This is a genomic window from Sphaerisporangium sp. NPDC004334 (genome assembly GCF_053602655.1).
Genome location: NZ_JBSGDZ010000003.1, coordinates 275,417 through 302,411, shown reverse-complemented (window position 1 = coordinate 302,411; position 26,995 = coordinate 275,417). Strand labels below are relative to the sequence as shown.

At 71.5% G+C, this 26,995-nt stretch carries 24 protein-coding genes; 8 read left to right on the top strand and 16 right to left on the bottom strand.

Features of this window, described 5'->3' with window-relative positions:
* Positions 1-108: 108 nt before the first annotated feature.
* Entirely contained in the window at positions 109-483 is a 375-nt protein-coding gene (locus ACWEN6_RS04965) for a winged helix-turn-helix transcriptional regulator (protein ID WP_452569009.1), read from the bottom strand.
* A 195-nt stretch (positions 484-678) separates the two neighbouring features.
* Between ACWEN6_RS04965 and ACWEN6_RS04960 the strand changes: the two genes are divergently transcribed.
* The 3 genes from ACWEN6_RS04960 (at position 679) to ACWEN6_RS04950 (ending at position 3,342) form a co-directional block, all read left to right on the top strand.
* Positions 679-1,548 carry an NAD(P)H-binding protein gene (locus ACWEN6_RS04960; RefSeq protein ID WP_452569008.1) on the top strand — a complete coding sequence of 290 codons (870 nt, stop codon included), beginning with the start codon at positions 679-681 and terminating at the stop codon, positions 1,546-1,548.
* A 323-nt stretch (positions 1,549-1,871) separates the two neighbouring features.
* Positions 1,872-2,303, top strand: coding sequence for a VOC family protein (locus tag ACWEN6_RS04955; protein ID WP_452569007.1), 432 nt, complete (start codon positions 1,872-1,874; stop codon positions 2,301-2,303).
* A gap of 76 nt (positions 2,304-2,379) precedes the next feature.
* A complete protein-coding gene (locus tag ACWEN6_RS04950; RefSeq protein ID WP_452569006.1) occupies positions 2,380-3,342 on the top strand; it encodes a hypothetical protein in 963 nt (320 codons plus the stop codon).
* A gap of 209 nt (positions 3,343-3,551) precedes the next feature.
* On the opposite strand, the gene ACWEN6_RS04945 is transcribed toward ACWEN6_RS04950, so the two are convergent.
* The 12 genes from ACWEN6_RS04945 to ACWEN6_RS04890 all read right to left on the bottom strand — a co-directional run bounded on the left by ACWEN6_RS04945 (position 3,552) and on the right by ACWEN6_RS04890 (position 16,728).
* Positions 3,552-5,432 carry an acetoacetate--CoA ligase gene (locus ACWEN6_RS04945; RefSeq protein WP_452569005.1) on the bottom strand — a complete coding sequence of 627 codons (1,881 nt, stop codon included), beginning with the start codon at positions 5,430-5,432 and terminating at the stop codon, positions 3,552-3,554.
* 368 nt (positions 5,433-5,800) lie between these two features.
* Positions 5,801-6,748 carry a DUF2218 domain-containing protein gene (locus ACWEN6_RS04940; protein WP_452569004.1) on the bottom strand — a complete coding sequence of 316 codons (948 nt, stop codon included), beginning with the start codon at positions 6,746-6,748 and terminating at the stop codon, positions 5,801-5,803.
* Between the two features lie 192 nt (positions 6,749-6,940).
* Positions 6,941-7,648, bottom strand: coding sequence for an HAD family hydrolase (locus tag ACWEN6_RS04935; protein ID WP_452569003.1), 708 nt, complete (start codon positions 7,646-7,648; stop codon positions 6,941-6,943).
* A 156-nt stretch (positions 7,649-7,804) separates the two neighbouring features.
* A complete protein-coding gene (locus ACWEN6_RS04930) occupies positions 7,805-8,443 on the bottom strand; it encodes an HAD family hydrolase (RefSeq protein ID WP_354836891.1) in 639 nt (212 codons plus the stop codon).
* A gap of 216 nt (positions 8,444-8,659) precedes the next feature.
* Positions 8,660-9,166 carry a DUF6912 family protein gene (locus tag ACWEN6_RS04925; protein WP_452569002.1) on the bottom strand — a complete coding sequence of 169 codons (507 nt, stop codon included), beginning with the start codon at positions 9,164-9,166 and terminating at the stop codon, positions 8,660-8,662.
* A gap of 614 nt (positions 9,167-9,780) precedes the next feature.
* Complete coding sequence (locus ACWEN6_RS04920) at positions 9,781-10,458, bottom strand: HAD family hydrolase (RefSeq protein ID WP_452569001.1); 678 nt, start codon at positions 10,456-10,458, stop codon at positions 9,781-9,783.
* 319 nt (positions 10,459-10,777) lie between these two features.
* Positions 10,778-12,529: a glycoside hydrolase family 3 protein gene (locus tag ACWEN6_RS04915; protein WP_452569000.1), complete on the bottom strand. Its 1,752-nt coding sequence runs from the start codon at positions 12,527-12,529 to the stop codon at positions 10,778-10,780.
* 229 nt (positions 12,530-12,758) lie between these two features.
* Positions 12,759-14,429, bottom strand: a complete 1,671-nt coding sequence (ptsP, locus tag ACWEN6_RS04910) for a phosphoenolpyruvate--protein phosphotransferase (RefSeq protein ID WP_452568999.1) — start codon at positions 14,427-14,429, stop codon at positions 12,759-12,761.
* 22 nt (positions 14,430-14,451) lie between these two features.
* Positions 14,452-14,709 (bottom strand): HPr family phosphocarrier protein, encoded by a 258-nt coding sequence (locus ACWEN6_RS04905; protein ID WP_354836903.1) that lies wholly within the window; start codon positions 14,707-14,709, stop codon positions 14,452-14,454.
* A 234-nt stretch (positions 14,710-14,943) separates the two neighbouring features.
* Positions 14,944-15,393 (bottom strand): PTS sugar transporter subunit IIA, encoded by a 450-nt coding sequence (locus tag ACWEN6_RS04900; RefSeq protein WP_452568998.1) that lies wholly within the window; start codon positions 15,391-15,393, stop codon positions 14,944-14,946.
* 23 nt (positions 15,394-15,416) lie between these two features.
* Positions 15,417-15,653 (bottom strand): PTS glucose/sucrose transporter subunit IIB, encoded by a 237-nt coding sequence (locus ACWEN6_RS04895; RefSeq protein ID WP_354836907.1) that lies wholly within the window; start codon positions 15,651-15,653, stop codon positions 15,417-15,419.
* A gap of 40 nt (positions 15,654-15,693) precedes the next feature.
* The gene (locus tag ACWEN6_RS04890) at positions 15,694-16,728 is read right to left on the bottom strand and encodes an SIS domain-containing protein (RefSeq protein ID WP_452568997.1); all 1,035 of its coding nucleotides are present in this window, start codon (positions 16,726-16,728) and stop codon (positions 15,694-15,696) included.
* Between the two features lie 159 nt (positions 16,729-16,887).
* Here ACWEN6_RS04890 and ACWEN6_RS04885 point away from each other — a divergent pair, with 159 nt between their 5' ends.
* The 3 genes from ACWEN6_RS04885 to ACWEN6_RS04875 all read left to right on the top strand — a co-directional run bounded on the left by ACWEN6_RS04885 (position 16,888) and on the right by ACWEN6_RS04875 (position 20,085).
* Positions 16,888-17,628 (top strand): GntR family transcriptional regulator, encoded by a 741-nt coding sequence (locus ACWEN6_RS04885; protein WP_354836911.1) that lies wholly within the window; start codon positions 16,888-16,890, stop codon positions 17,626-17,628.
* A gap of 31 nt (positions 17,629-17,659) precedes the next feature.
* A complete protein-coding gene (locus tag ACWEN6_RS04880; protein ID WP_452568996.1) occupies positions 17,660-19,168 on the top strand; it encodes a PTS transporter subunit EIIC in 1,509 nt (502 codons plus the stop codon).
* A gap of 167 nt (positions 19,169-19,335) precedes the next feature.
* Positions 19,336-20,085 carry an Rv3235 family protein gene (locus tag ACWEN6_RS04875; RefSeq protein WP_452568995.1) on the top strand — a complete coding sequence of 250 codons (750 nt, stop codon included), beginning with the start codon at positions 19,336-19,338 and terminating at the stop codon, positions 20,083-20,085.
* 164 nt (positions 20,086-20,249) lie between these two features.
* Here the strand turns inward: ACWEN6_RS04875 and secA are convergent, their stop codons facing one another.
* On the bottom strand, positions 20,250-23,051 hold the full coding sequence (gene secA / locus ACWEN6_RS04870; RefSeq protein ID WP_452568994.1) for a preprotein translocase subunit SecA: 2,802 nt from the start codon (positions 23,049-23,051) through the stop codon (positions 20,250-20,252).
* A gap of 293 nt (positions 23,052-23,344) precedes the next feature.
* On the opposite strand from secA, the gene ACWEN6_RS04865 reads away from it, so the two are divergent.
* Together ACWEN6_RS04865 and ACWEN6_RS04860 are read left to right on the top strand one after the other, a co-directional pair.
* Positions 23,345-23,635 carry an HGxxPAAW family protein gene (locus ACWEN6_RS04865; RefSeq protein WP_354836919.1) on the top strand — a complete coding sequence of 97 codons (291 nt, stop codon included), beginning with the start codon at positions 23,345-23,347 and terminating at the stop codon, positions 23,633-23,635.
* Positions 23,636-23,701: 66 nt separating this feature from the next.
* Positions 23,702-24,967 (top strand): winged helix-turn-helix domain-containing protein, encoded by a 1,266-nt coding sequence (locus tag ACWEN6_RS04860; protein ID WP_452568993.1) that lies wholly within the window; start codon positions 23,702-23,704, stop codon positions 24,965-24,967.
* A gap of 102 nt (positions 24,968-25,069) precedes the next feature.
* On the opposite strand, the gene ACWEN6_RS04855 is transcribed toward ACWEN6_RS04860, so the two are convergent.
* Positions 25,070-25,774 (bottom strand): response regulator transcription factor, encoded by a 705-nt coding sequence (locus tag ACWEN6_RS04855; protein WP_354915884.1) that lies wholly within the window; start codon positions 25,772-25,774, stop codon positions 25,070-25,072.
* 136 nt (positions 25,775-25,910) lie between these two features.
* Entirely contained in the window at positions 25,911-26,582 is a 672-nt protein-coding gene (hpf, locus tag ACWEN6_RS04850) for a ribosome hibernation-promoting factor, HPF/YfiA family (protein WP_452568992.1), read from the bottom strand.
* Between the last annotated feature and the right edge of the window lie 413 nt (positions 26,583-26,995).

Sequence of the window (26,995 nt, the reverse complement as noted above, 5' to 3'; positions counted from 1 at the left end):
CACACCGACATGTGCTGGACGTGATCGGCGCCGCGTCGGCGGGGCGTGGTACGGCGATGCCGGCGCCGTTTGCGGCGCCCGACCCGGTCAACCTGCGGGGACAGCTCGCTAGGTGTGCTCGGCGTATCGCCTGCGCGCGGCCGCCAGTTCGGCCTCGTGGGTGACCGCCCAGCGTCCGAGCGCGTTCAGTTGCTCCCGCAGCGAGCGGCCGAGGTCGGTCAGGGCGTACTCGCTGCGCGGCGGTACGCCCGCGTGCACGGTCCGGCTTACCAGGCCGTCGCGTTCCAGCGACCGCAGCGTGCGGATCAGCATGCGGCGGCTGAGACCCTCGACCGACCGGTCGAGTTCGTTGAACCCGCGACCGCCCTGCGCCAGCAGCGACAGCAGCACCGGACTCCACTTGTCCCCGACGCGGCGCAGCACCGCCGTCGCCGGACAGCCGTGATGGTCATCGACCGTGACCGGCGCCATGAGGCCGGCCATCGCTCCTTCCGCGACCAGCACTTCCGGGGCCGGCGCCTGCGCGATCGGCGTCTCCGAGGCCGGCGCCTCCGGGGGTGCTTCCTGCGCGACCGGCGCTTCCGAACCGGGTGGGGGTGACATCAATGTGCCTTCTTCCGGGGGCGACGCATGGTCCACGAGCATCAGGCTACGCAAACGGAACGGAAAGGAACCATCATGATCGTGGTGAGCGGGGCGTCGGGGAACCTGGGCCGCAAGACCGTCCAGCACCTCCTTACGCGCACGGACGCCTCTCGCGTCCTGGCCCTGTCGCGGACCCCGGACACGGTCGCCGATCTCGGCGTCCAGACCCGTCACGCCGACTTCGACGAGCCGGACGCGCTGACCCGAGCGCTGGACGGCGCGGAACGGCTGTTGATCATCAGTATCGCCACCGCCGACCGGCTGCCGAAGCACGCCAGCGCCATCGACGCCGCCGCGAAGGCGGGAGTCGGCCACGTCATCTTCACCTCCCTCACCCGTGCGAGTGACCCCGGCCATCCGAACCCCCTGGTCCCCGACTACGGGGCCACCGAGCGGATGCTGGCCGGGTCCGGGTTGCCGTTCACGGTGCTGCGCTTCAACATCTGGACCGAGATGCTGACCCTGGTCGGAATCGCCTCCAGGGCCGTGGCCACCGGGGTGCTTCCCAGCAACGCCGGAAACGGGCGGACCGGCCACCTGACCCGCGACGACAGCGCGGCGGTGGCCGCCGCCGTCCTCGCCGAAGGCGGCGGCCTAGGAGAGTTCCTCGATGTCACCGGGCCGGAGGCGGTGACCGACGCCGACATCGCCGCCGCGCTGACGCAGGCCACCGGCCGCCCTGTGCGCCATCAGGAGGTCGGCGACGACGAACAGCCCCGGCGGCTCGTCGAGCAGGGCGTCCCCGAGCACTTCGCCCACGCCTGGAGCGCATCGGGGGTCGCCAAGCGCGACGGCTGGTACGACGTCACCACCCACGCCGTCGAGCGGCTCACCGGCCGGCCCGCCACCTCGATCACCGACCACTTCACGGCGCACCGCGCGGAGCTGATCACGACCCCATAGCGCGGATCCACGACGTCCGCCGGGTCGGGCACCGTACGACGGCGCCGACATCGCCGTACCACGACCCGCCGACCCGGCGCCGATCCACATCCAGCACCCTCGTGGGGTGGAGAACCACCCCACGATGGGGGCATGCGGTCACCACACGGTCATCCTGGCCGCATCGACCAGAGGTGTCCGGTGACCGCGGGGGAATGAGGGACGCGGCTGGATCCGTTGGCACCTCCCCCGCGCGTGCCGGGCGCGGGGTCTGGCGGAAGATGGTCCTGCCCGATCCGCCGGGGGCGCCCGGCGGAGCACGCCGGACTTCAGGAGAGACCCGCATGGCTTCGCCCGTTCCTTCCATCCCCCGCTTCCACCTGGCCGTCCCCGTCGACGACCTCGCGGCCGCCCGGGCCTTTTATGGCGAGGTGCTCGGGTGCGAGCAGGGCCGCAGCTCCGACCGCTGGATCGACTGGAACCTGCACGGGCACCAGTTCGTCACACACCTGGCCGCGCGTCCGCCGGCGGCGGCGCACAACCCGGTGGACGGTCACGACGTGCCCGTGCCGCACTTCGGGCTGATCCTGGACATCCCGGAGTTCCACCGGCTGGCCGAGCGCATGCGCGAGGCGGGCACTCGCTTCGTGATCGAGCCGTACCTGCGCTTCGCGGGGCAGCCGGGAGAGCAGTGGACGATGTTCCTGCTCGATCCCGCCGGCAACGCCCTGGAGTTCAAGGCGTTCGCCGACGACGCCCAGGTGTTCGCCGTCTGAACCGGACGTGTTGCCGCGTTGACCGAAATGTTTAAAAGTCTATTACCGCCCGGTAGCGCCGCTACGCTCATACGCCGTGATCAATCAGCAGATCCCGGTAGAACATACCTCTAACGGGACAAATACCAGCGTCGCCGTCCCGGCCGCCGAGGCGGACGACGAGAAGCCAAGCGCCCTGGCGCTGCTCGAACGGATCGCCTCGGTGGTCCTGCCGATCGGCGTCGGGCTCTACGCGGTGCTCTACCTCGGTGTCGAGGCGATATACAACCTCTTCGGCATCACCCCGCAGCAGGCGGGCATCGACCAGTCCGTCCTGTTCGGCCGGCTCTCCGGCACCTTGATCCTCATACTGCTCTGCGCCCTGCCCGCGCTCGGGCTGTTGGTCGCGTTGTACTGGGTGCTCGACAAGGTGACCTTCGGTGGCCTGTCGCGGCTGGTGCGGTTCTTCCGGGAGCACCCCTGGGTGGCCGCGACGATCGCGGCACTGTGGAGCGGCGCCACCTATTGGGGCGTCTTCAGCGTCCTGGGCGAGGTCACGGCCGCGACCATGGTGCCCATCGCGGTGGGCCTCGGCGTCCTGACGTTCCTGGTGCCGTTCCGTCTCATGCGTCGCAGGCCGGTAGGCCGCTCCGGTATGCGACTGATCGTCGGCGCCCTCACCGGCATCGGCCTGGGCTGGCTGCTCATCTGGCAGATGGTCCTCGCGGCCGCGGACGTGTACCAGTACGGCAAGGCCCAGCCCCTGCCGGGTATGGCAGGCAACTCCCTGCTGGATTTCGTGGGCTTCCAGGACCAGTGGGCCGTGCTCAAGGACGGCGACGACAAGCCGCTCTACGAGGGCCGCTCGATGCTGCTCCTCGGAGAGTCCGACGGCGTCTACGCCTTCTACGACTGCGAGAAGCAGATCACCCTCCGGCGTGCCGCAGAGGGCACCAACCTCGGCGAGATCGTCATGGCCCCTGAGCTGCCCAAGGGCTACGCCTGCGGTGCGAAGGCCGACGACCAGTCCGGCGACCAGTCCGGCGACACGACTCAGTAGGCCGCTCCGCCCCGTCGGGGCCGCCGTCCGCCGGGCGGCCCCGAGATCCCACCTCTCCCGGCCGCCGTCCCCCCGGCGGCCCTTCTCACTTCTCCCGGCCGCCGTCCTTCCAGCGGCCCCTTCGCACTCCTCCCGGCCGCCGTCCTCGGACGGGTCAATCCCCCGGCCGCCGTCCCAGTGCGGGCCCGTCCCACGCCGACTGCCGCGGCCTACGGGACGAAGTGCTTCAGGACCTCCGGGTTGGCCATGGCGCCGGTGTTGGCGGCCTTGTCCACCGGCGTGCCCAGCAGGATCTTGCGCACCGGGACCTCCAGCTTCTTGCCGCTCAGCGTGCGCGGAATGCCCGGCACCTGGATGACCTCGTTCGGCACGTGGCGCGGCGACAGCTCGGTCCTCAGCGCGTCCTTGAGCTCCGCGACCAGCGCCGGCGACAGCTCCTCGCCCTCGCCCATCGTCACGTACAGCAGCAGCCGGCCCTCCTGGCCGAGCTGACCGGTGTCGATGACCAGGCTGTCCTCGATGGCGGGGAACCGCTCGACGACGCGGTAGAACTCGCTGGTGCCCATCCGCACCCCGCCGCGGTTCAGCGTCGAGTCGGACCGGCCGTAGATCACGCACCCGCCGTCCGGCAGGATCTTGATCCAGTCGCCGTGCCGCCAGACCCCCGGGTAGTCGGCGAAGTAGCTCTCCTCGTACCGGGCGCCGTCCGGGTCGTTCCAGAACATGACCGGCATGGAGGGCATGGGCCTGGTGACCACCAACTCGCCGACCTCCCCGATCAGCGGCTTGCCGTCGGGATCGTAGGACTCCACCAGAGCCCCCAGGCACCGGCAGGAGATCACCCCGGCCCGGACGGGCAGCAGCGGCACCGCGCCCACGAAGCCGGTGCACACGTCCGTGCCACCGGAGAAGGACCCGAGCTGCACCCGCGGCAGCACGTCCGACAGCCACGCGAAGCCCTCGGGCGGCAACGGCGAGCCGGTCGAGCCGACCCCGCGCAGCCGCTCCAGGCCGTCCGGGCGCAGCTCCGCCCGCATCGAGGCGATGATGTACGGCGCGCCCGTGCCGAAGTAGGTCACCCCCTCCTCCGCCGCGAGCCGCCAGAGCGCGTCGGCGCCGGGGTGGGTGGCGCTGCCGTCGTACAGCACGACGGTCGCGCCGACCAGCAGGCCACCGACCAGGAAGTTCCACATCATCCAGCCGGTGGTGGTGTACCAGAAGAACACGTCCTGCTCGCCGAGGTCCTGGTGGAAGCTCAGCGCCTTCAGGTGCTCCAGCACGATGCCGCCGTGCCCGTGGACGATCGGCTTGGGCAGGCCGGTGGTACCGGAGGAGTAGACGACCCACAGCGGGTGGGCGAAGGGCACCGGCTCGAACTCCAGCGGGCCCGCCTCCGACCGCAGTTCCTCCCACGACTCCGCGCCGACGACCACGGTGGCGGCCAGGCCGGGCAGCCGGGCGGCGATGTCGGCGACGACGTCCGAACGGTCGAACGCGCGGCCGTTGTACCGGTAGCCGTCCACCGCGATCAGCACCTTGGGGGTGATCTGAGTGAAGCGGTCGACGACGCTGGAGGCGCCGAAGTCGGGCGAACAGGACGACCAGATGGCGCCGAGGCTGGCGGTGGCGAGGAAGGCGATCAGTGCCTCGGGGGTGTTGGGCAGGTAGGCCGCCACCCGGTCGCCGCGGGTGACGCCGTGGCGCACCAGCCCGGCCCTGACCCGGGCGACCTCCTCGGCCAGCTCACCGTAGGTCAGGGTGCGCCGGCCCCCGGCCTCGTCACGGGCGATGACCGCCACCCGCCCGGGGTCGCCGCGCAGCGCGTTCGCCGCGTAGTTCAGGGTCGCTCCAGCGAACCATTCGGCGCCCGGCATCGTTCCACTTACGACGGGCCCGTCACCACGCTCCCCCACGATCGCGAAATAGTCCCAGACCGCAGGCCAGAACTCCTCCGGGAAGTCGACCGACCATCGCCACAGAGCGTCGTAAGAATGCTCGGAACGTCCCAGCCATGCGGCGAACCGGGTGATCTTCGCATCGCGGACCACCTCGGGGGACGGCTCCCAGAGCAGCGCACCTTCCTCAACCATGGCCCCATCCTGCCCCGGCCCCGTCCCCCGCGCCATCCAGGCCGCCCACACACCCACGACCCCCGGCCTGGGCCGCTCTACCGCCCGCTGACTCGTCACGCCGTCCCAGAACCCGCCCGCGATCATCACGCCGTCTCACAGCCCGCGCGCGATCATCACGCCGTCCCGCAGCCCGCGCGCCATCGTCACACCGTCTCAGAGCCGGCGATCGTCACGCCGTCCTGGTGCGGTGACCGCCTACGTTCACCGGGTGCGGCTCTCCGCCCCGCCAGGCGCTGTAGTGATCGGCGCCGGGTCGGCGGGTCGTGGTACGGCGAAGCCGGCGCCTGCTACGGCGCCCGAGCCTGCGCACGTTCGCGGACAGCGCACTACAGTCTGCGGGCGATCGTCACGCCGTCCCGCACCGACAGCATCACCGACTCCACCCGGTCGTCGGCCACGATGGCGTCGTTCAGGGCCCGCACCGCCAGGTGGTGCTCCTCCTCGTACGCCGGGTCGACGACCCGCCCGCCCAGGAACACGTTGTCCAGGACCACCAGCCCGCCGGGGCGCAGCCGCCGCACGATCTCCTCGTAGTACACCGGGTAGCTCACCTTGTCGGCGTCGATGAAGGCGAAGTCGATGGACCGCTCTTCGGGCAGCGCACGCAGCGTCTCGGCCGCCGGGGCGATCTTCAGGTCGATGCGGTCGGCGACACCGGCGCGCTCCCAGTACGAGCGGGCGACGGAGGTCCACTCCTCGCTGACGTCGCAGGCCAGCAGCCGCCCGCCCTCGGCCAGGCCGCGGGCGATGCAGATGGAGGAGTACCCGGTGAACACGCCGACCTCGACCGCCTGCCGCGCGCCGACCATGCGGGCGAGCATCGTGAGGAACGCGCCCTCGTCGTGCGAGACCTGCATGGTCCACGACCCGCCGGTCGTCTCGCGCGTCTTCGCGGTCAGCTCCTGGAGCACCTCGTCGGGCGGGGTGCACTGAGTGGTCACGTAGTCGCCGATCAGCGGGTCGACGATGACCATCTCCTCGGCCCCCATGGGCGCCGACCACTCCACGGCCAACTCCTCCTGGGTGGCGAAGCGCAGCAGGTGGCGGGTCACCACCTCCTGCACCTGCTCCAGCGACTCGGCGTCCCCGGCGGTGGCGATCATCTCGATCGCGACCCCGGTCGGCGTCAGCACGCAACGCCCGCGTTTCAACGTGATCACGCCACGACCGTCACCGGAGATCTCCGTGGTCGTCTTGTGCCCCATATGGGACACCAACTGCTTGATGTACCGCCCGGGCCGGGCCGTCGCGACGGAGGCCGTCGAGTAAGGCATCGAAGTCCTTAGGGTGAGGAGGGCACGACCCGCGGGCAGCGGGCCGCGTCGGCGGTTCAGACGAAGATCGCCTCCGGCCGCCAATGATGACGCACAGGCAACAAAGGTATGCCGCACACGCCATCCCCACCTCCTACCCCGTGCTGACCTGCGCCCGCCTTTTTGTATGCATTCGCAGTGTTGTGCCGCGGGTCAGCCTGCTTTGCGGTCCACGGGGGTGGTGAGGCGGGCCACGGCTGCGACCACGGCGGTGGCGTCGGTCAGGTCGGGGAGCACGATGTCGGCGCCGGCTTCGTGGAGTTCGGTCACCGTCGAGCGGCCGGAGGCGACGGCGATCATGGACGCTCCGGCGATGCGCGCCGCCTGGACGTCCCTGGCCGAGTCGCCGATCAGCACGGTGTTCGCGCCGTCGCACCGGAAGCCGTACAACGCCTTGACCCTGCCCTGGGCCACCTGCAGCAGGGTGGCCTTGGGGTAGACCTCCTCGCCGTAGCCGCCGACCTCGACGTCGACGTACTTGTCCAGGCCGAAGGCGTTCAGCTTGAGCGCGGCGTTGCTCTTGATGGTGCCGGTGAGCACCGACTGGACGACGCCGTCGAGGCGGGCCACCGCCTTGAGCGCCTCCTTGGCGCCGGGCATGACCTGCCCGTCCTTGTTCAGCCGCTTGCGCCGCGCGGCGAACGACCGGGCCAGGGCATCGATGAACCGGGGCAGGTGATCGTCGCCGGTCACAATGCCGTTGATGGCGAGCGTCTCGAAGATGATCTCAGAGTCGGGACGGCCCATCGCGGGCGCGAGCTTGACCAGCGGGCGCCCGGTGACCTGCCGGAAGGCGTCGGCGTACGCGTCGCGGGTGACGATCGTCACGTCGACCAGGGTGAGGTCGATGTTCCAGAGCACGAGACGGTTAATGGGGGGCCTCCGAACGCACGCGAACCAGGTGCGCTCAGGGTACGACGACCGCGCACCCACCACGGCGAGAGATGCCCAACTCGTCACCCTCACCCGGCATATGTCCGCTTCTCCGTCCACCGGCGGCGGCGACGGAACGGCGGATCAGCGGGCGTGGGCGAAGGCCGCCGACAGGGAGTCGACCACCGGGAAGCCGGAGGCGGCCAGGTCGGCCCGGCTGGTCATGCCGCCCGCGTAGAGCACGGCCGAGGCGCCCACGTGCTCGGCCGCGTGCGCGTCGTCCAGGCTGTCGCCGATCACCAGGATCCGCGACGGCTTGACCTCCAGCGACTCGATGTGGGCCACCATGTGCTCGGCCTTGCCGCCGCCCGGCGCGCCGGCGCTCAGGCCGTCGATGCGGGAGAAGTAGCGGTCGATGCCGAGTTCGGCGGCCTTGCGCACCAGCCGGTCGTGCGCCCACATCGACAACAGCGACTGGGTGCGCCCGGACGCCGACCAGGTGTTCAGGCAGTCGATCGCGTCGGCGGCCAGCTCGGAGGCGTGCATCAGCTCGTGGTAGTTGTCGTGGAACGCCTGGTCGAGCCGCTCCCACTCGCCCTCGTGCAGCGGCCGGCCGAGCATGCGCTCGTAGGCCACCCAGATGGGCCGGGTGTAGGCCGCGCGGAACGCCTCGGCGTCCATGGGCGCCAGCCCGTAGGGCGCGAACACCTTGTTCGTGGCGCCGACCACCGCGTCGATGTCGTGGAACAGCGTGCCGTTCCAGTCCCAGATGATGTGCTCCATGGTGACCACAGCCTAATAGGCGCCCCCGACGGCCTCCATCGGGTTTCCCGGGCCCGCCGGCCACCGAGCGGGTCAGCCCGCCGGTCTCCGAACGGGTCCACCGGGCCCGCCGGCCATCGAACGGGCTTCCCTGGCCGGCCTCCGAACGGGTTCACCGGAGCCCGGGGCCGGCCTTCATCGGGTTCACCAGGCCTGCCGCGGACCGTCGGGAGACGGTCAGGTCAGCAGGTCGGGGATCTCCTGGGTCGCGAACCACATCAGCTCGTGGTCCTCCACGCCGTCCACCACGAAGCGCGCGTCGTCGTCTCCCGCGTCGGCGGCGAACACGGCGGCGATGGCCGCCTCGACGTCCGGCACGGCCCCGAGGTCGTCGACATGGACCGCGGCGATCTGGTTCATCCGCACCACGACCGGGACGCGCACCCGGGATCGCTCCTCGAGGTCGGCACCGGCGGCGACGACGTCGTCGGGCACCTCGGCCGCGACGACCACCCGCCGCGCGGCGACCTCCACGCCGTCCGCGCGGTCGGCCGCGAGCATCCGCAGGGACGCCCTGGCCGCGTCCGTCAGGGCGACGTACTCCAGTTCCTCGGTGTCACCCGAGACGTACCACTCGACCAGCGCGGGCGTCACCGCGTAGCCGGTCAGCGGGGCGGGCCCGACCTCGCCGGCGCCGGCCACCCGCGCCAGGGAAGGGAGGGTGCACGGCAGGTACACGCGCATGCGTTCGTTCCTCGAATCACGATGGTGCCGGACACCGGCGCCACAGCGGCGCCGGTCACCCGAACGAGTGTGCCACCCCCCGCGGCACGGACCGACCACCGCACCGCGCCCCGGCCGACGGCCTCGTCGTTCATTCCTGCAGAGGCAGGGAATCGGACGGGGAAGGGGCCCGCCGCCACCGGTACGTCGAGCCTTTCGCCGGTTCCACCTCGTATCCGGACAGTTCTTCGAGGCCCATGGTGCGGAAGGGCCGACTCCTCGCCGAATTCGCACGGTCACTGTGAACCTAGGGCAGCCCGGCGCGGCGCCGGGGGACATGGCGCCCATTGACCGCGTCCACCGAGAAACGGTGAAGAGCCCTGAATCGCGCCGGACAGGTGCGCTCGTGGAGCCGGGGGTCAGCGGCGACCTGGCACGCTCGTGGAGCCCAGGATCAGGCCGGCGCGATCGCGTGGAGGGGCTCAGGACAACCGGGTGCGCTCGTGGAACCGACTCCGGCCGACGCCATCACGTCGAAGAGCTCAGAACAACCGGGTGCGCTCGTGGGAGCCGGGTAGGCCGACGTGCTCGTGGGAGGGCTCAGCGACGCTCGGTGCCTCCGTGGTGCTCGCAGGTCAGACGGGTGCGCTCGTGGGAGGCGGGGACGGGCGGAGGGTCAGCTCGCAGAGGGTCTCCAGTGCGGCGATCGTGGCGTCGGTGTCGCGGTGGTGCAGGCCGACGAGCCCGAGGGCGCGGGCGGCGTCGATGTTGGCCTCGATGTCGTCGATGAACACGCACTCCTGCGGGCGCAGCCCCACGAGGCCGAGGGCGTGGTGGAAGATGCGCGGCTCGGGCTTGCGCATGCCGACCTCGCCGGAGATGACGACCTGGTCGAAGTAGTGCTCCCAGCCGTCCCGCGTGTAGTGGTTGCCCCAGGAGTTGGAGACCAGGCAGGTGGCCATGCCCGCTTCGCGTGCGGCGCGCAGCATGTCGTACATCGGCTGCACCGGCCGGAACCCGGCGAACATGCGGGTGAGCAGCCCGTCGGCCACCGGCGGCACGCCGTGCAGCGTCACCAGACGGGCCGCCAGGTCGCGCTCGAAGGTCGCGACGTCGACCTCCCCCCGCTCCAGCGCATGGATCGGATTCTCGCCGAGGACGGCGCCCTGCTCGTAGGCGTGCCGGATGAGCTCTTTCATGAGTTCCCGGTAGTGCTCGGCGTCGATGCCGTCGGCGTCGAGCCACTCGGCGATCGCCTCGTGGAGACCGGTGGTCAGCACACCACCCCAGTCGATGAGTACGCCTTTCACCATGTTCACTCCCTCATGTCTCTGCCGGGCCTTTCAGGGTAAGCCGAGCAACGCCCGCGCCCTCAGCCCAGCCCCGCCCGAACCACTGCCGGGGCCCTCCAGCCCAGCCCGAACCTGCTGTCCGCGCCCTCAACTCAGCCCGGACCGGCCGGCCGAGCCCCTTCGCTCGGCCCCTCGCCCAGCCTGCGCAGAACCGTCCGCCCGCGCTCTCACACAGCCCAGCCCTGCCCGGCCCGTCTGTCCGTGCTTTCGCCAGCCCCCGGCAGGACCACGCCCCGCGCCCTTCGCCCGGCCCCGCCCGAGTCGGTCGCGTCGCAGAGGGCTACGGGACTCGTAGGGCGACCGGGAGGGTGCCCTTGGGGGTGAGGGCGCCGGTGAGCGCCTTGGCGGCGGCTCTGAGCGAGGCCTCGCCGTCGGAGTAGACGGCGAGGGCCGCGTCGTACCCGCGCAGCCGTGCCAGCTCGTACGGGGCGCCCATGGACACCACGACGACCTTCTTGCCGGTGCCGCCCATCGCCGAGACCAGGCTCGCCTGCGCCGGCCCGGCGTCGCGCGTGGTGACCACGACCGTGTCGGCCCGCGCGGCGGCCGACCGGGCGCTCGCGATCTGCGACGACGTCGGGGTGTCGCCGGTGGGCGCGGCCGACGCGCCGTCGAGCATGCCCGCCAGGCGGCGCCCGGCGGGACCGGTGACCAGGACGTGACCCTTGACCGGGAGGCTTTTGGCGCCCTTGACCGGCGTCACGGAACGATCGGCGATGCGCTGGGCGGTGGTGCGGTGCGCCTTGGATCGCACGGCCTGGTCGTCGCCGCCGGGGTCGGTCTGCGAGCCGTCGAGGATGCCCCGGGCGGCTTTGAGCGTCAGCAGCCGGGTGACCGACCGGTCGAGCCGCTCGTGGGAGATGCGGCCGGACCGTACCGCGCCGAGCACCGCGTCGTACGCCTTGCGGAAGTTCGGCGGCATGAGCAGCAGGTCGACGCCGGCCAGGACGGCGCGGACGGCCACCTCGGCGTCGCCGTACTTCTCGCGCACGCCCTGCATGTCGAGGGCGTCGGTGCTGACCACGCCGTCGAACCCGAGCTCGTCGCGGAGCAGGCCGGTCAGGATGGGCTTGGACAGGGTGGCGGGGTCACCGGAGGAGTCGAGCTTGGGCATCACGACATGGGCGGACATCACGATGTCGACGCCGCGGCGGACGGCCTCCTTGAACGGGGGCGCGTCCAGCCGCTGCCACTGGGAGCGGGTGTGCTGGATGACCGGCAGGCCGCTGTGGCTGTCGACCCGGGTGTCGCCGTGCCCGGGGAAGTGCTTGGCGGCGCTGCCCACGCCGGCGTCGTGGAACCCCTCGACGGCGGCGCCGACCATGGCCGAGACCCGCTTGGGGTCGGAGCCGAACGAGCGGGCGCCGATGACCGGGTTGGCCGGGTTGACGTTGACGTCGGCGACCGGCGCGAAGTCGAGGTTGATGCCGAGGGCCCGCAGCTCCTCACCGGTCACCCGGGCGGCCGACCGGGCGGCGGCCGGGTCGCGCGTGGCGCCGATGGCCATGCTGCCCGGCACGTCGGTCACGATCGAGCCCAGCCGCGAGACGACGCCGTTCTCCTGGTCGACGCCGATGAGCAGCGGCACCTTGGCGGCCTTCTGCAGGCCGCGGGTGAGCGCGGCGAGCTGGCGGGCGTCGCCGACGTTGCCCGCCCAGGGGAACAGGATGACGCCGCCCGGGTGGTACTTCCTGACGGCCGCGGCGGGGCTGCCGACGCCGAACCTCGCCTGGTTCTCACCGTGCGCGCCCTCGGCCCGCGGACCGTAGAGGACGGGCATGAACAGCTGGCCGACCTTCTCCTCAAGGCTCATCTTCGCCAGCCGCGAGGCCACCTCGGGGCCGGGGGACGTGCCGCTCGGGGACGCCGCCGGCGAGGCGCCGGCGGAGGCCGGGGCGCTGGTGGTGGCGACGCCGGACGGGGCGGCGTTGGTGCGTGAAGGCGCCTCGCCGCTCGTGGCGGAGGTGGCGGCGCAACCGGCCGTCATCGTCGCGACCAGCACGAGCACCGCTGCGGGGGAAGGTACAGCCATGTCCCCCACCGTATCCGCGCCGCCGCCCGCCCGGACTCAGCCTGTGGACAACGCGCCGCCGCCCACCGGGTCTCCCCTGTGGACAACACGACTCCGCCCCGCGCGAACTCCCCCGAAAACACGCCGCCGCCCGACCAGGGCTTCCCTGTGGACAACACGATTCCGCCCGACCAGGTCTCGCCTGTGGACGACGCGATGGCGGGCGGCCTGGGCGTGCGAGAGGAGGGCCTCAGAGGCCGAGGTCGGGGAGGGCGGGGAGGTGGGCGCGGGCGGCGGCTCTGGCGGCGTCCGGGGTGGTCTCGGCGCGTGCGGCGACGGCGGCGGCGCGGCACTGGTCGAAGGTGTGGCGCGACAACGCGGCGCGCACCCAGGGAAGGGCGGGCGCGGCCATGGACAGCGAGCCGACGCCGAGGCCGACCAGCACGCACGCGAGCGCGGGATCGGCGCCCGCCTCGCCGCAGACCCCGCAGGGCACGCCCGCCGAGGCGGTCATCGCCACCAGGTCGAGCAGGACCGGCTGCCAGGGGTCCTGGAAGCCGGCCAGGGCGCTCACCTCGCGGTCGGCCCCGAAGGCGTACTGCGCGAGGTCGTTGGTGCCGATGGAGAAGAAGTCGACGCCGGGAGCGAGGTCGGTCGCGCGGAGCGCGGCGGCCGGGACCTCGACCATGACCCCCGACGAGCGCAGCCCCGCCGCCCGGCAGGCCGCCACGAACCAGGCGGCCTCCTCGGGCGTCGCCACCATCGGCGCCATGACCTGGACGTGGGCGGACGCCCCCTCGGCGGCGCGGGCGAGGGCCCGCAGCTGCCCGGCCAGGATGTCGGGAAATATGCGCATGATGCGGATGCCGCGCGCGCCCAGAGCGGGATTGGGCTCCTTCTCGGTGGGCGGCAGGAACCCCAGCGGCTTGTCCGCCCCCGCGTCCAGCACGCGCACCACCACCGGCCCGCCGGGGAAGGCGGAGATGACCTCGCGGTAGGCCGCCTCCTGCTCCTCCTCCGAGGGCGCGGTGTCGCGGTCCAGGAACAGGAACTCGGTGCGGTACAGCCCGACGCCCTCGGCGCCGTGCTCCAGGGCCGTCTCGATGTCGCGCGGCCCGCCGATGTTGGCCAGCAGGGCCACCGGGCGGCCGTCGGCGGTCGCGCCCGGGCCGGTGACGGCCGCCACCGCCGAGTCGCGGGTGCGCGCGGCCTCGACCGCCGCGGCCACCTCCTCCTCGGAGGGCACCAGTCCGACCGTACCGGTGGCTCCGTCGACCAGGACGAGCGTCTGGTTGACGATGGCGGTCGCCCCGGCGCAGGCCACGACGGCGGGCACGCCCAAGGCGCGCGCGAGGATCGCCGTGTGGCTGGTGGGGCCGCCCTGCTCGGTGACGAAGGCGGCGACGACGTCCTTGGTCAGCAGCGCGGTGTCAGCGGGCGCGAGGTCGCGGGCGACCAGCACGTACGGCGTGTCGCCCTTCTCGGGCAGGCCGCCCGTCCGCAGGCCGGCCAGTTCGGCGATCACCCGGTCGCGGATGTCGGCCAGATCGGCCGCCCGCTCGCCGAGGTAGCCGCCGATCTCGGCCAGCATGTCGTGGTAGCGCATGAACGCCTCGTACACGGCCCGCTCGGCGGCCGTGCCGGCGTTGATGAGGTCGGCGACCTCGCTGGACAGCACGGGGTCTCGCGCGATCATGGCCTGCGCGGCGAGCACGTCCCGCGCCTCGCCGCCCGCGGCCTCGCCGCGCGCCGACAGGTCGGCGGCCACGCGCTCCACGGCGGCCTCCGCCCGCGCCACCTCGGCCACCACGTCGCCGCCGTGCCGTGACCCGGCCGGCGGCTCGGGGACGGCGGCGCCCATGAGATAGGCCGGGCCGTGGCCAACCCCGGGGCTGACCCCGGTTCCCGTCAACCTCTCCATCGTCAGGCTCCGCGACCGGCCGTCACGGCACCGACACGATCGCGACGAGCTCGTCGAGCACCTTCTCGGCGCCGTCCCCGTCGGCCTGGATGACGATGACCTCGCCGTTCCTGACGTCCAGCGCCAGGATCGAAAGGATGCTCTTGGCGCTGACGGGCGTACGGCCCGGCTTCCCCACGGTGATGTCGATGGGAGCCTTGGCCGCGGTCTGCACGAACGTCGCCGCCGGGCGGGCGTGCAGACCCACCGCTGACTCCACGATGACCTTGCGCTCGGCCACGGTTCCTCCTCTTTCCGTCCGGGGCGGTCCAGACCACCCGGTGACAAGCAGTACGGCTAGCACGTTATTCCGAGATAGGGGCTATCTCCGGGAACGGCCAGCTAACACCGGGCGGATCTGGTGTGAGCGGTTCGGCAACGGACGTCGACGGCGTCGCCGTCTCACCAGTCTCCTACCCGCCCCCCGGCCGGTGGCAGGCGGCATGAGCGTACCTGGTCACCTGAGATGAGGGGACTAGCGCCATCGGAACAGCTCCTCACCCGCGAGTACCGGGCCGTCGGTCCGGAGCGGGAGGACCACGCCGGGAGGGGCGTCCAGCGCCACGACCGGGCAGACCGGGGACATTCCCCCGGCCGCGACCGCCGCCGGGTCCCAGGCGACGACCGGCCGGCCGGCGCGCACCCGCTCGCCCTCCCCGGCGAGGAGCCGGAACCCCTCCCCCTTGAGCAGCACCGTGTCGATGCCCAGGTGGACGAGCACCGCCCGGCCGTCCTCGCCGGCTATCACGTAGGCGTGCGGATGGAGCTTGAGGATGAGCCCTCCGATGGGGGCGAGCGCCTCCCCCGCCCGCCTGGCCGGGTCGATCGCCGTCCCCGGCCCCACGAGCCCGTCGGAGAACACCGGGTCGGGCACGGCGGCCAGTCCCACGACATGCCCCGCCACCGGGGCGAGAACGGTCGTCATGGCACTCCCGCCGGCCGCGCGGCTCACTCGATGAGATCGTCGATGTCGGAGGCGATCGTGTCGGCGTCGGGGCCCACCACGACCTGGACGACGTTGCCCGCCGCCATGACCCCGTGGACGCCGGCCGCCCGCAGGGCCGCGTGGTCGACCTTGGAGGCGTCGCGCACCTCGGTGCGGAGGCGGGTGATGCACGGCTCTATCTCGATGATGTTGCCGACGCCGCCGAGCCCGGCGATGATCGCGTTGGCGTCTGCCGCCATGTCCGTCCTCCTTGTTCAACCTCAGGCAACGCTAGCGGCGCTATTCCGTCTGCGTCACCTTGTTGAGGCCGCGAGGAGAGTCGGGGTCGATGCCCCGGCGTCGGGCGAGGGCCTCGGTCAGGATCTGCCCGGGGACGATGAGGCCCATCGGGGCCACCCACTCGGGCAGCGCAGGACCGTTGAGGGCCGCCGTGGACGCCTTGGCCAGCTCGGCTCCGCCGCCCACGCCGTACGCCGACGCGCCGGCGCCGGTGACCCGGCGGGCCAGGGCGACGGTGCCGGGCAGCGTGGGGCCCTCGTCGGCGGCGACCAGCAGCGCGGGGGTCTTCTCGTCCACCACCGCGATCGGGCCGTGCAGCAGGTCGGCGTAGGACAGGCCCATGGCGTGCAGGTAGCAGGCCTCCTTGAGCTTCAGCGCGGTCTCAAGGGCGGTCGAGAACGCCATGCCGCGGCCCGACACCACGACGCCGGACACCTCGGCCAGCCCCTCGACCACGGTGTCGATGTCGCCGGGGTCGGCGATCAGCCGCTCGACGGCGTCGGGGACGCGCTGGAGGTCGTCGGCGTCCACCTCGGCCCCGAGGCCGAGGGCGAGCACGGCCAGCGCCGCGAGCTGGGTGGTGTAGGTCTTGGTGGCCGGGACGGCCTTCTCCTCGCCGGCCTGGGTGCACAGCGCCAGGTGGGCGGTCTGGGCGAGCGGCGAGTGCTCGCCGCCGTTGGTGATCGCGACGGTGCCGGCGCCGCAGTCCTTGGCCCAGGCGAGGGTCTCGACGATCTCCTCGGTCTTGCCCGACTGGGACAGCGCGACGGCGAGCACGCCGGTGAGGTCGAGCTTGCGCTTGTAGGTCGTGGCGATGGACGGGGCGGCGAGGGAGGACATCCGGCCGGCGCGCGCCTCGATGAGGTAGCGGCCGTAGACGGCGGCGTTGTCGGAGGTGCCCCTGGCGATGAAGACGAGCTGGCGGGTCTGCCCGGCCAGGGCCTTCACCTCGCCGATCCTCGGCAGCAGGGCGTCGAGCGTGGCTCGCAGCGCGGCCGGCTGCTCGGCTATCTCGCGGCGCATCATCGTGGTCATCGGTGCCCGTCCTTCGGCTCTGGAGGGCGAGATCGGGCCGTTATCGATCCGTCGCCGGTCCGTACGTTGACACTCTTTTCTGGCATGTGGTCTAGTCCGGACTAGACCAGCACAAACCTTAACTCAAACCCATGCGGAGATCGAGAGGAGGGAAAAGCGGTGGCCCAGATCGACCCCGACAGCCCTGTGCCGAAGTACTTCCAGCTTCGCGAGATCCTCCTCGACCTCATCGAGGGCAACGAGCTCACCATCGGCGCGGCGATCCCCTCCGAAAGGGAGCTCTGCCAGCGTTTCGGCCTGTCACGCATGACTGTACGCCAGGCGGTCGACCACCTGGTGTCCGAGGGGCGGCTGCACCGCGTCGCGGGAAAGGGCACCTTCGTGGCCCGTCCCAAGATCGAGATGGCGCTGCGGCTCACCTCGTTCAGCGACGACATGCGGGCGCGCGGCATGGAACCCGGCTCGCGCGACCTGGACCGGCGGGTGGTCCGGGCCAGCGCCCACCTGGCACGCGAACTCGGCATCCAGCCGGGCGAGGCCGTGCACTTCATCGAGCGGCTGCGCACGGCGGACGGGGAACCGCTGTGCATCGAACGGGCGCACATCCCGGTGTCCTTCGCGCCCGACCTGGAGTCGTTCGACCTGTCGGGCCGCTCGCTCTACGCGCTGCTGGAGACGCGCCACGGGGTGGTGCTGGACGCGGGCGAGCTGACCATCGACGGCGGCATCGCCGACCCCGGCGACGCCGACCTGCTCAAGCTGCCACGAGGCGGGGCCGTGCTGCTGCTCCAGCGGCGCTCCTTCTCCGGCGGCGTCTGCGTCGAGTTCGGGGTCTCGACCTACCGTGCCGACCGGTACCAGCTCCGCACGGTGCTGGAGATACCGACGCGGCGAGGCTGAGCCTCCCTTCCCGAGTCCTGGAGGACAGCCGATGGGCCCCACTTCGGCCGACGCCACCCCGCCCGTCCCGGACACCTCTCACGCGCCCGTCCCGGACCCCTCCCGCGCGCCGGCCCCCGACGCCTCCCGTGCGCCCTCACGGCGGCCGGCCGTCATGGCGGTCCTGTCGCGCATCGGCCGCTCCCTCATGCTGCCCATCGCCGCGCTGCCCGCCGCGGGCCTGCTGCTGCGGCTCGGGCAGGACGACCTGCTCGGACGCACCGACAACGCCGCCCTGGACAAGATCGCCGAGGTGGTGGGCGGCGCGGGCGACGTGCTGTTCGACAACCTCCCCCTGCTGTTCGCCATCGGCGTGGCCGTCGGGTTCGCCCGCCGCTCCGACGGTTCCACGGCGCTGGCCGCGCTCGTCGGCTACCTGGTCTTCGACCGGGTCTCCCGCCTGCTGTTCTTCGACGCCTCCGGCTTCGCCGTGCACGACCGGGTCACCCAGACCGTCGTCCAGGCCGACGGGCGGGCCGTGGAGACGATCGACCTGGCGGCGGGCAACCCGACCGGCGTGCTCGGCGGCATCGTCATCGGGATCACCGCGGCGCTGCTCTACCAGCGCTACCACCGCATCAAACTGCCCACCTGGCTGGCGTTCTTCGGCGGCCGGCGGTTCGTGCCGATCGTCACCGCCTTCGCCGCGCTGCTGCTCGGCGTGGTGTTCGGGCTGGTCTGGCAGCCGGTCGGCCAGGGCATGACCGCCTTCGGCCAGTGGCTCGTGGACCACTCGACGGCGGGCGCGGGCATCTACGGGGTGGCCAACCGGCTGCTCATCCCGCTCGGGCTGCACCACTTCCTGAACTCGATCGTGTGGTTCCAGGTGCCCGACTGCACGGTGGCGGGCAAGCAGTTCGCCGGCGACCTCACCTGCTACCTGCAGGGCAACCCGGGGTCGGGCGAGTTCATGGCCGGGTTCTTCCCGGTCATCATGTTCGGCCTGCCCGCCGCCGCGATCGCCATCTGGCGGGCCGCCCCGCCGCACCGCCGCCGCACCGTCGGCGGCATCATGATCTCGGCGGCGCTGGTCGCGTTCGTCACCGGGATCACCGAGCCGATCGAGTTCGCCTTCATCTTCGTCGCCCCGCTGCTGTTCGTGATCCACGCCCTGCTCACGGGGCTGTCGATGGCGCTGGTCGCCGCGATGGACGGGCATCTCGGCTTCACCTTCTCGGCCGGCGCCATCGACGCCGCGCTCAACGCCACCAAGTCCAACACCGACGGGTTCTGGAAGATCATGCTGCTCGGCCTGGTCTACGCGGTGGTGTACTACACCGTCTTCGGGTTCCTGATCAGACGGCTGAACATCATGACCCCGGGGCGGGAACCCGAGCCGGACCTCGACGCCGGGGAGGTCACGGGACCGCCGGGCGGGCGCGCCCCCGCTTCCGTCGCTCCGGACCCCGTCGTTCCCCCCTCCTCCGGGCCCGTCTCCGGCCGCGTTGCGGACGACGGCGTTTCGGACGACGGACGGGCGAGCGGCGGGACGGCCGAATAGCGCGTCGGCGCGCCCGGGAACCGTGCCGCCATACCGTCATCGTGGGGCAAGCGGCGCGAACCCCAGCACCGAAGCGGCAAGTTGGCAGCCCAACCGGCGGCCCCGGTATCAGCGCGACCGGCCGAAAACTCCTTAGAGCGTCACTTCCCGACCTCACCGGAGTCCCGATGCCCCGCTCCCCCGAGCCCATCCGCCCCGTCGCGCCCTCGCGCGGCGGCACGCGGCCCGCCGGCCCCTCCCGCGCGGTCCCGCTGCCCCGGTTGCGACCCGTGCCGCCGGCCGACCCGCCCTACGACGACGAACGCGAGACCGGCCACGTGCCGCCGCCGCCCACACAGGGAGTCCTCGCCCTCGCCTACGACCGGCCCTGGGAGACCCCTGCCCGCGCCGAGCCGTCCCCCCGTCCCGCCGACACGCCCGCCCAGCCCGCCCAGCCCGTCCAGCCGGTCCAGCCGGTCCAGCCGGTCCAGCCCGCCGACACGCTCACACGCTCCACCGACACGCCCACCCAGCCCGCCGACACGCTCACACGCTCCGCCGACTCGCCCGCCGGGCCCGCCGACACGCCCGCCCGCCCCGGCGGCCGGCTGCCGCGCCTGCCGGTCGCTCCGCCCCCCGACCTGCGGGAGCTGCGCGGCATCGGGCAGGCGATGGCCGAGATCCTGGCCGGACGGCGCCCGCCCGCGACCGTCGCCGACCGCCTGACCGGCAGGGCCTACGCCGACCTGGTGCGCGCGGGGACGATGATCCGCACCAGACGGCCGCCGCTGGTCGCGCTGCCGCACGTCAAGCGGCCGCAGGACGGGGCCGTCGAGGCGTGCCTGCTGGTGCACTGCGGGGAACGCAGCCACGTGCTCGCGCTGCGTCTGGAGCGGTGCGGCGGAAAGTGGCTGGTCACCGACTTCGAGACCGCCTGAGACGCCACCGATGCTGACGCCACCGAATCTGAGACGCCGCCGGATCGCCTGAGACGCCGTTCCGAACCCCTGAGACGCCGTTCGAGACCCCCTGAGAACGTCGACGGCCCCGCGACCGGGCAGGTCGCGGGGCCGTCGAGCGCTATTGCGAGCGCGGGCGAGCCTCAGGCGGTGGCGTTCTTCGGGTCGCCGTGGCAGCGCTTGTACTTCTTGCCCGAGCCGCAGGGGCAGGGCGCGTTGCGCTCGACGTTGCCGTAGGCGGCGCGCTCCTCGGCGGTGGTGCGCACGCGGGTCTGCTCCACGTCACCGCTCTCGCCCGGCGCGCTGTAGATCATCTCGGTGGGACGCTGCGGGCGGCGCAGCGCCTTGGAGATGATCGCCTGCGCCTCCGAGACGTTGGCGTCCTGCGGGGCGGCCTCCTCGACGATCGGGTTGTCCTGCACCTCGATCTCGAGGTTGAACAGGAAGCCGACCGACTCCTCCTTGATGCCGTCCAGCATGGCCGCGAACATGTCGAAGCCCTCGCGCTGGTATTCGATCACCGGGTCGCGCTGGGCGTAGGCGCGCAGCGCGATGCCGTCGCGCAGGTAGTCCATCTCGTAGAGGTGCTCGCGCCACTTGCGGTCGAGGACCGACAGGATGACCCGCCGCTCGACCTCGCGCATGGTCTCGGCGCCGAGCTCCTCCTCGCGCCGGTCGTACGCCGCGAGGGCGTCGGCCTTGATACGCTCGCGGATGAGGTCGGCCGTCAGGCCCTCGCGCTCGCCGCCGGCCTCCTCGATGAGCTCCTCGACCGTGACCGAGATCGGGTAGAGCTGCTGGAACGCCTTCCAGAGCTTGTCCAGGTCCCACTCTTCGGCGAAGCCCTCGGCGGTGGCCGCCTGGACGTACCCGTCGACGACCTCGGTGATGAACTCGCGGACCTGCTCGTGCAGGTCGGCGCCCTCCAGCACCCGATGGCGCTCGGCGTAGATCACCTTGCGCTGGCGGTTCATGACCTCGTCGTACTTCAGAACGTCCTTGCGGATCTCGAAGTTCTGCTGCTCGACCTGGTGCTGGGCGGAGGCGATGGCCTTGGAGACGATGCCCGACTCGATCGGGACGTCCTCGGGGATGTTCAGCCGCGTCATGATCATCTCGACGCGTGCGGAGTTGAACAGCCGCATGAGGTCGTCCTCGAGGGACAGGTAGAACCGCGACTCGCCGGGGTCGCCCTGACGGCCGGAACGGCCGCGCAGCTGGTTGTCGATGCGGCGCGACTCGTGGCGCTCGGTGCCGAGGACGTACAGGCCACCGAGCTCAGTGACCTCCTCGTGCTCGGCCTTGACGGCCTCCTTGGCCTTCTCCAGCGCCTCGGGCCAGACCTTCTCGTACTCCTCCGGGGTCTCGGAGGGGGACAGGCCGCGCTGCTGCAGCTCGATGTCGGCGCGGAACTCGGGGTTGCCGCCCAGCATGATGTCGGTGCCGCGGCCGGCCATGTTGGTGGCGACGGTCACGGCGTGCTTGCGGCCCGCCTCGGCGATGATCGTGGCCTCACGGGCGTGGTTCTTGGCGTTGAGCACCTCGTGGGCGACGCCGGCCCGCTTGAGCGCCTTGGAGAGCTTCTCGGACTTCTCGACCGAGGTGGTGCCGACCAGGACCGGCTGGCCCTTCTCGTAGCGCTCCTTGATGTCCTGCACACAGGCGTTGAACTTGGCGTCCTCGGTCTTGTAGACCACGTCGGCCTGGTCTCTGCGGACCATGGGCCGGTTGGTCGGGATCGGGATGACGCCCAGTTTGTAGGTCTGGTGGAACTCGTTGGCCTCGGTCGCCGCCGTGCCGGTCATGCCGGCGAGCTTGCCGTACAGGCGGAAGTAGTTCTGCAAGGTGACGGTGGCGAGGGTCTGGTTCTCGTCCTTGACCTTCACGGCCTCCTTGGCCTCGATGGCCTGGTGCATGCCCTCGTTGTAGCGGCGGCCGTGCAGGACGCGACCGGTGAACTCGTCCACGATCAGGACCTCGCCGTCGACGACGATGTAGTCCTTGTCCTTCTTGTAGAGCTCTTTGGCCTTGATGGCGTTGTTGAGGAAGCCGACGAGGTGGGTGTGCTCGGGCTTGTAGAGGTTGTCGATGCCGAGCCAGTCTTCGACCCTTTCGACACCGGCCTCAAGGACGCCGACCGTGCGCTTCTTCTCGTCGACGATGTAGTCGCCGGTGCTCTCTTCGCCCTCTTTGCCCTCGACGCCGCGGCGGAGGCGGGGGACGATCTTGGCGAACTCGGCGTACCACTTGCCGGACTGCTCGCCGGGACCGGAGATGATCAGCGGCGTGCGGGCCTCGTCGATGAGGATGGAGTCGACCTCGTCGACGATGGCGTAGTTGTGGCCGCGCTGGACGCACTCTTCGAGCGACCAGGCCATGTTGTCGCGCAGGTAGTCGAAGCCGAACTCGTTGTTGGTGCCGTAGGTGATGTCGGCGTTGTACTGCCGGCGGCGCTCGTCGGGCGCCATGTTGGCGAGGATGACGCCGACCTCCAGGCCGAGGAAGCGGTGGACGCGCCCCATGTTGTCGGCGTCGCGCTTGGCCAGGTAGTCGTTGACGGTGACGACGTGCACGCCCTTGCCGCTGATGGCGTTGAGGTAGGACGGCAGCGTACAGGTGAGGGTCTTGCCCTCACCGGTGCGCATCTCGGCGATGTTGCCGAGGTGCAGCGCGGCGCCGCCCATGATCTGCACGTCGAAGTGGCGCTGGCCGAGGACCCTGCGGGCCGCCTCGCGCACGGCGGCGAACGCCTCGGGAAGCAGATCGTCGAGGGACTCGCCGTCGGCGTGGCGCTGCTTGAACTCGTCGGTCAGCGCGCGCAGCTCGGCGTCGCTCAGGCCGGTGAAGTCGGACTCGATGGAGTTGACCTGCTCGGAGATCCGCTTCAGCTTACGCAGGACCTTGCCCTCGCCGGCGCGAAGGATCTTGTCGAGAAAGGCTGGCACTTTGAGTAAAGCTCCTCGCAGGTCTGTACCGCGGCCCGACGGCTGCGGACATGAGGACGAGACATGGTTCCCCACAGCCATGGTAGGCGGTTTCACCACCGGACACAGCCATCGTCAATGACGCTGTCGGGGAACAGGGAGTTCAAGACCGTCTCATACCGGCGACTGACGGGGTACGGCCTGCGGCACGGCCGGTGAGGTTGTATATCGTTCGATGGTACGGGCAGGGAATCTTTGCCACGGGGCGGCCCCCCGGCGGCAACGCACATCGACGAGAACAACAAGGAGTCGGGATGGCCGAGAGCGCACCGGCGAAACCACACAGCGGCCAGTCGCACGCCGGGCGTGCGTCGTCATGGCTCGCGGTGACCGTGATCCTGCTGGGCTTCACCATCGGCGGCATCGCCCTCGTGATGGGCCCCAACTGGCTGCTGTTCTGGGTGGGCGGCGGAGCGGTCATCGTGATCGGCGGCATCCTCGCCCTCATCTTCGACATCTTCTCCGACGTCATCGAGGACGCCCCGCGCGAGATCGCGGTGCAGGAGCACCACTCCCCGTTCGAGCACCACGGCGAGCGCGCCTGACCCCTCGTCGTCCCGGGACGACACCGGCATAGCCGTTTCGTCGGTGGCTCGCCCTACCATCGACACATGCCGAACGGTATCCCCGCCCCCGTGCTCGACCTGTCCGCCGACGAGGCCCGCCGCGCCATCCTGCGCGCCCAGGGGTTCCTCGGGGCCGGCTCCCGCCGGGGCGGGGTCACGGCCATGTTGCGCCGCCTCGCCGCCGTGCAGCTCGACACCATCTCGGTCCTGGCCCGCTCCCACGAGCTGGTGGCGTACGCGCGGCTGGGCGCCGTCGGCCGGGCCGCGGTCGAGCGGGCCTACTGGCACGAGCCCGCCACCGCCTTCGAATACTGGTGCCACGCCGCGTGCGTCGTGCCCATCGACGACTGGCCGCTGTACGCCTTCCGCCGCCGCGCCTACCGCGAGCGGCGCTATCGCTGGCACGAGGTGCCGCCGACCATCGACAAGGTGCTCGAGCAGGTCAGGAACGAGGGGCCGGTGACCACCACCGACCTCGGCGGCGCCAAGAACGGCGGCCCCTGGTGGGACTGGTCCGACGTCAAGATCGCCGTGGAGTTCCTGCTCGACATCGGCGAGGTCGTGTGCACCCGCCGGGTCGGCTGGCGCCGCGTCTACGACGTCGCCGAGCGCGTCGTCCCCCCGGCGCTCCTCGGCCGCGAGCTCACCGACGCCGAGTGCGTCCAGGGGCTGGCCGGTCACGCCGGGCGCGCCCTCGGGGTGGCCACCCGCGCCGACCTCGCCGACTTCATCCGCGTCCGCGGGGCACAGGGGGCCCTGCTGGACGAGGCGCTCCTCGGCGGCGGCGCCGGCCTGGTCCCGGTGTACGTCGACGGCTGGGGAACTCCCCGCGGGGCGGCCGGGGCCGCGCGTCCGGCGGCCAACGCCTGGGCCGACCCCGCCGCGCTCGCCACCGCGCCGCGCGGCCGCCACCGCACCACACCGCTCTCGCCGTTCGACTCCCTGGTCTGGGACCGCGCCCGCACCGAGCGGGTCTTCGGCTTCACCCACCGGCTGGAGGCCTACGTCCCCAAGGACAAGCGGGTGCACGGCTACTTCACGATGCCGGTGCTGGCCGGCGGCCGGCTCATCGGCCGGGTGGACCCCGCGCGCGACGGCTCGACCTTCGTGGCACGTCAGGTGGGGTTCGAGGCCGGGCCGGCCCGCGGCGGCGCGGCCCGCGCCGCCGCCGAGGCGATGAGCCAGGCCCTGTGGGAGGCCGCCGCCTGGGTCGGCTGCGACGACGTCCGCGTCGAGCGCGTCGGCAGCCCCGACCTCGCCGCTCCCCTGGAGGCCGCCCTGCGCCGCCCGCCTGTGGGCGACGGTTCCTGACGTCCGCCTATGGGCGACCGTGCGTGACGCCCGCTAGTGGGCGACGGTTCGTGACGCGCGCCTGCGGGCGACGGTGCGTGACGCCCGCGCCGCCCGCGTGGGTCAGGTGATCTCGAGGAGGCGTTCCCTGACGGCGTAGACGACGGCTTCCATGCGGGAGTGGAGCTGGAGTTTCTCCAGGATGTTGCGGACGTGGTTCTTGACGGTGTTCTCGGAGATGAACAGCTGCTTGGCGATCTCGCGGTTGTTCATGCCCTTGGCGACCAGCCGCAGCACTTCCATCTCGCGGTCGGTCAGCCGGGGCACCGGCAGCTGCGGAGGGCGCTCGGCCTCCTTGCGGCTCATGTTGGCGAACTCGCTGATCAGCTTGGCCGCCATCGCCGGGTTGATGAGCGACTGGCCCTCGTGGACGCCGCGCACGGCGTCGGGCACCTCGTCGATCTGCACGTCCTTGAGCAGGTAGCCGGTGGCCCCCGCCTTGATCGCCTCGAAGAGGTCCTCCTCTTCGTCGCTGACGGTGAGCATCACGATGCGGGCGCTCGGCACCGACGCCTTGATCGCCCGTGTCGCCTCGATGCCGCTCTGCCGGGGCATCCGGACGTCCATGAGAACGACGTCCGGCAGGAGGCGGTCGGCGATCTCGACCGCCTCCTGACCGTCGCCGGCCTCGCCGACCACCTCGATGTCCGGCTCCGCGGCCAATGCCAGCTCAAGGCTCCGCCGGATCAGCGCGTGATCGTCAACGATCAGCACGCGGATCGGCTCCTGACGCCCGGAGCGGTCGGCCGTTTCGTCGGTCTGCGTCACGCCTCCTCCTCGTGGGGAGCCGGTCGCGCGGGTAGGTCGACCCCTACCGCACGACGCTCCCGCGCCCTCGGGACCGCCATCATTACATGGCTTCCCGGCGCGCGGGGGTGGTCGAGAGGATCATCGAACGCGTTGGCTACTGTTCGACGAGCCGCAACACGCCGTACGCGTATCCGACACGCCGGTACACGACGCTCGGAAGTCCGCACTCCTTGTCTCTGAACAGGTAGAAGTCGTGGCCGACCAGCTCCATCTCCAGCAGTGCCTGGTCGATGGTCATGGCGTCGGCCTGGTGGAACTTCTCGCGGACGACGAGGGGCCCGTCGCCTTCCATCTCGATCGGAACGATGGGCTCGCGATATTCGTCCTCGTCACGGGCCGGCTCGGCGGCGTACGGCTCGGCCAGCTCGACGGGCTCGGGTGGAAGCGGTTGCGGCAGGGACTCGTAGGCGTCGGCCAGGACGGAGGTCAGTTCGGCCACCGATGGGGGGCAGTGGTTGCCGTGGTGGACCTTGCGGCGGTCGGCGATGCGCCGGAGCCGTCCCTCGAGCTTGCCGAGGGCGATGTCGAGGGCCGCGAACCGGTCGTCGGCGGAGGCTTCCGCCCTGATCGCCGGTCCCTTGGAATGGATGGTCAGCTCCACCCGCTCGCGGTGCTCGGTCGCCCGCACGTTCGCTTCCTTCGACACCTCCACATCGACGCGTATGAGCTTGTTGTCCAGTCGTTCGATCCTGGCCAGTTTCGTCGTCACATGATCGCGGAACCGGTCACTCACACTGGTGTGCCGTCCCTTGACGATGATGTCCACTCAAAGGCCCCCCTTCGTCTCGACTGCAAGGAGTGGCACCCGCCCGGCCGACCTGGTCTTCGTCCCCACATCCGCCTGCTGAGGGGTTCGCGGCCTGTGCCACTACTGCCCTTCTCTTCTGGCGGAGGACATCTGGACCTCCGGGAAGGCAGGACTTACCTCTAAGCCGCACCGTGATCGGTCGACGAAGAGTCGCCTTACGTGGGCCGTTTCGCCTGCGGCTGGCATCGGCTAGCCAGTCCGGTCCCCTGACGGGGGTCGGTCCGGCGCAACCACGGACCCGAACGGGTGCCATGCTCGAACGCTAGTCCCTGCCGGGCCGAATGTCAGCCGCGGGCTCGGCCAAAGGATCACTATGAGTGATCCGCTGGGCGGCCGCGGACCTCGGGCCGACCCGGCGTTGACCATGCTCG

Bases quoted from the DNA above. Each gene is read 5' to 3' on its own strand.
- ACWEN6_RS04930 (WP_354836891.1), bottom strand. From the start codon at position 8,443: ATGGAGCACATCATCTGGGACTGGAACGGCACGCTGTTCCACGACATC.
- ACWEN6_RS04925 (WP_452569002.1), bottom strand. From the start codon at position 9,166: ATGCGCGTGTACCTGCCGTGCACCCTCCCTTCCCTGGCGCGGGTGGCC.
- ACWEN6_RS04920 (WP_452569001.1), bottom strand. From the start codon at position 10,458: ATGGTGAAAGGCGTACTCATCGACTGGGGTGGTGTGCTGACCACCGGT.
- ptsP (WP_452568999.1), bottom strand. From the start codon at position 14,429: ATGGAGAGGTTGACGGGAACCGGGGTCAGCCCCGGGGTTGGCCACGGC.
- ACWEN6_RS04965 (WP_452569009.1), bottom strand. From the start codon at position 483: ATGGCCGGCCTCATGGCGCCGGTCACGGTCGATGACCATCACGGCTGT.
- ACWEN6_RS04880 (WP_452568996.1), top strand. From the start codon at position 17,660: ATGGGCCCCACTTCGGCCGACGCCACCCCGCCCGTCCCGGACACCTCT.
- ACWEN6_RS04960 (WP_452569008.1), top strand. From the start codon at position 679: ATGATCGTGGTGAGCGGGGCGTCGGGGAACCTGGGCCGCAAGACCGTC.
- ACWEN6_RS04940 (WP_452569004.1), bottom strand. From the start codon at position 6,748: ATGCCTTACTCGACGGCCTCCGTCGCGACGGCCCGGCCCGGGCGGTAC.
- ACWEN6_RS04895 (WP_354836907.1), bottom strand. From the start codon at position 15,653: ATGGCGGCAGACGCCAACGCGATCATCGCCGGGCTCGGCGGCGTCGGC.
- ACWEN6_RS04875 (WP_452568995.1), top strand. From the start codon at position 19,336: ATGCCCCGCTCCCCCGAGCCCATCCGCCCCGTCGCGCCCTCGCGCGGC.
- ACWEN6_RS04900 (WP_452568998.1), bottom strand. From the start codon at position 15,393: ATGACGACCGTTCTCGCCCCGGTGGCGGGGCATGTCGTGGGACTGGCC.
- ACWEN6_RS04945 (WP_452569005.1), bottom strand. From the start codon at position 5,432: ATGGTTGAGGAAGGTGCGCTGCTCTGGGAGCCGTCCCCCGAGGTGGTC.
- ACWEN6_RS04865 (WP_354836919.1), top strand. From the start codon at position 23,345: ATGGCCGAGAGCGCACCGGCGAAACCACACAGCGGCCAGTCGCACGCC.
- ACWEN6_RS04955 (WP_452569007.1), top strand. From the start codon at position 1,872: ATGGCTTCGCCCGTTCCTTCCATCCCCCGCTTCCACCTGGCCGTCCCC.
- ACWEN6_RS04890 (WP_452568997.1), bottom strand. From the start codon at position 16,728: ATGACCACGATGATGCGCCGCGAGATAGCCGAGCAGCCGGCCGCGCTG.
- ACWEN6_RS04860 (WP_452568993.1), top strand. From the start codon at position 23,702: ATGCCGAACGGTATCCCCGCCCCCGTGCTCGACCTGTCCGCCGACGAG.
- ACWEN6_RS04915 (WP_452569000.1), bottom strand. From the start codon at position 12,529: ATGGCTGTACCTTCCCCCGCAGCGGTGCTCGTGCTGGTCGCGACGATG.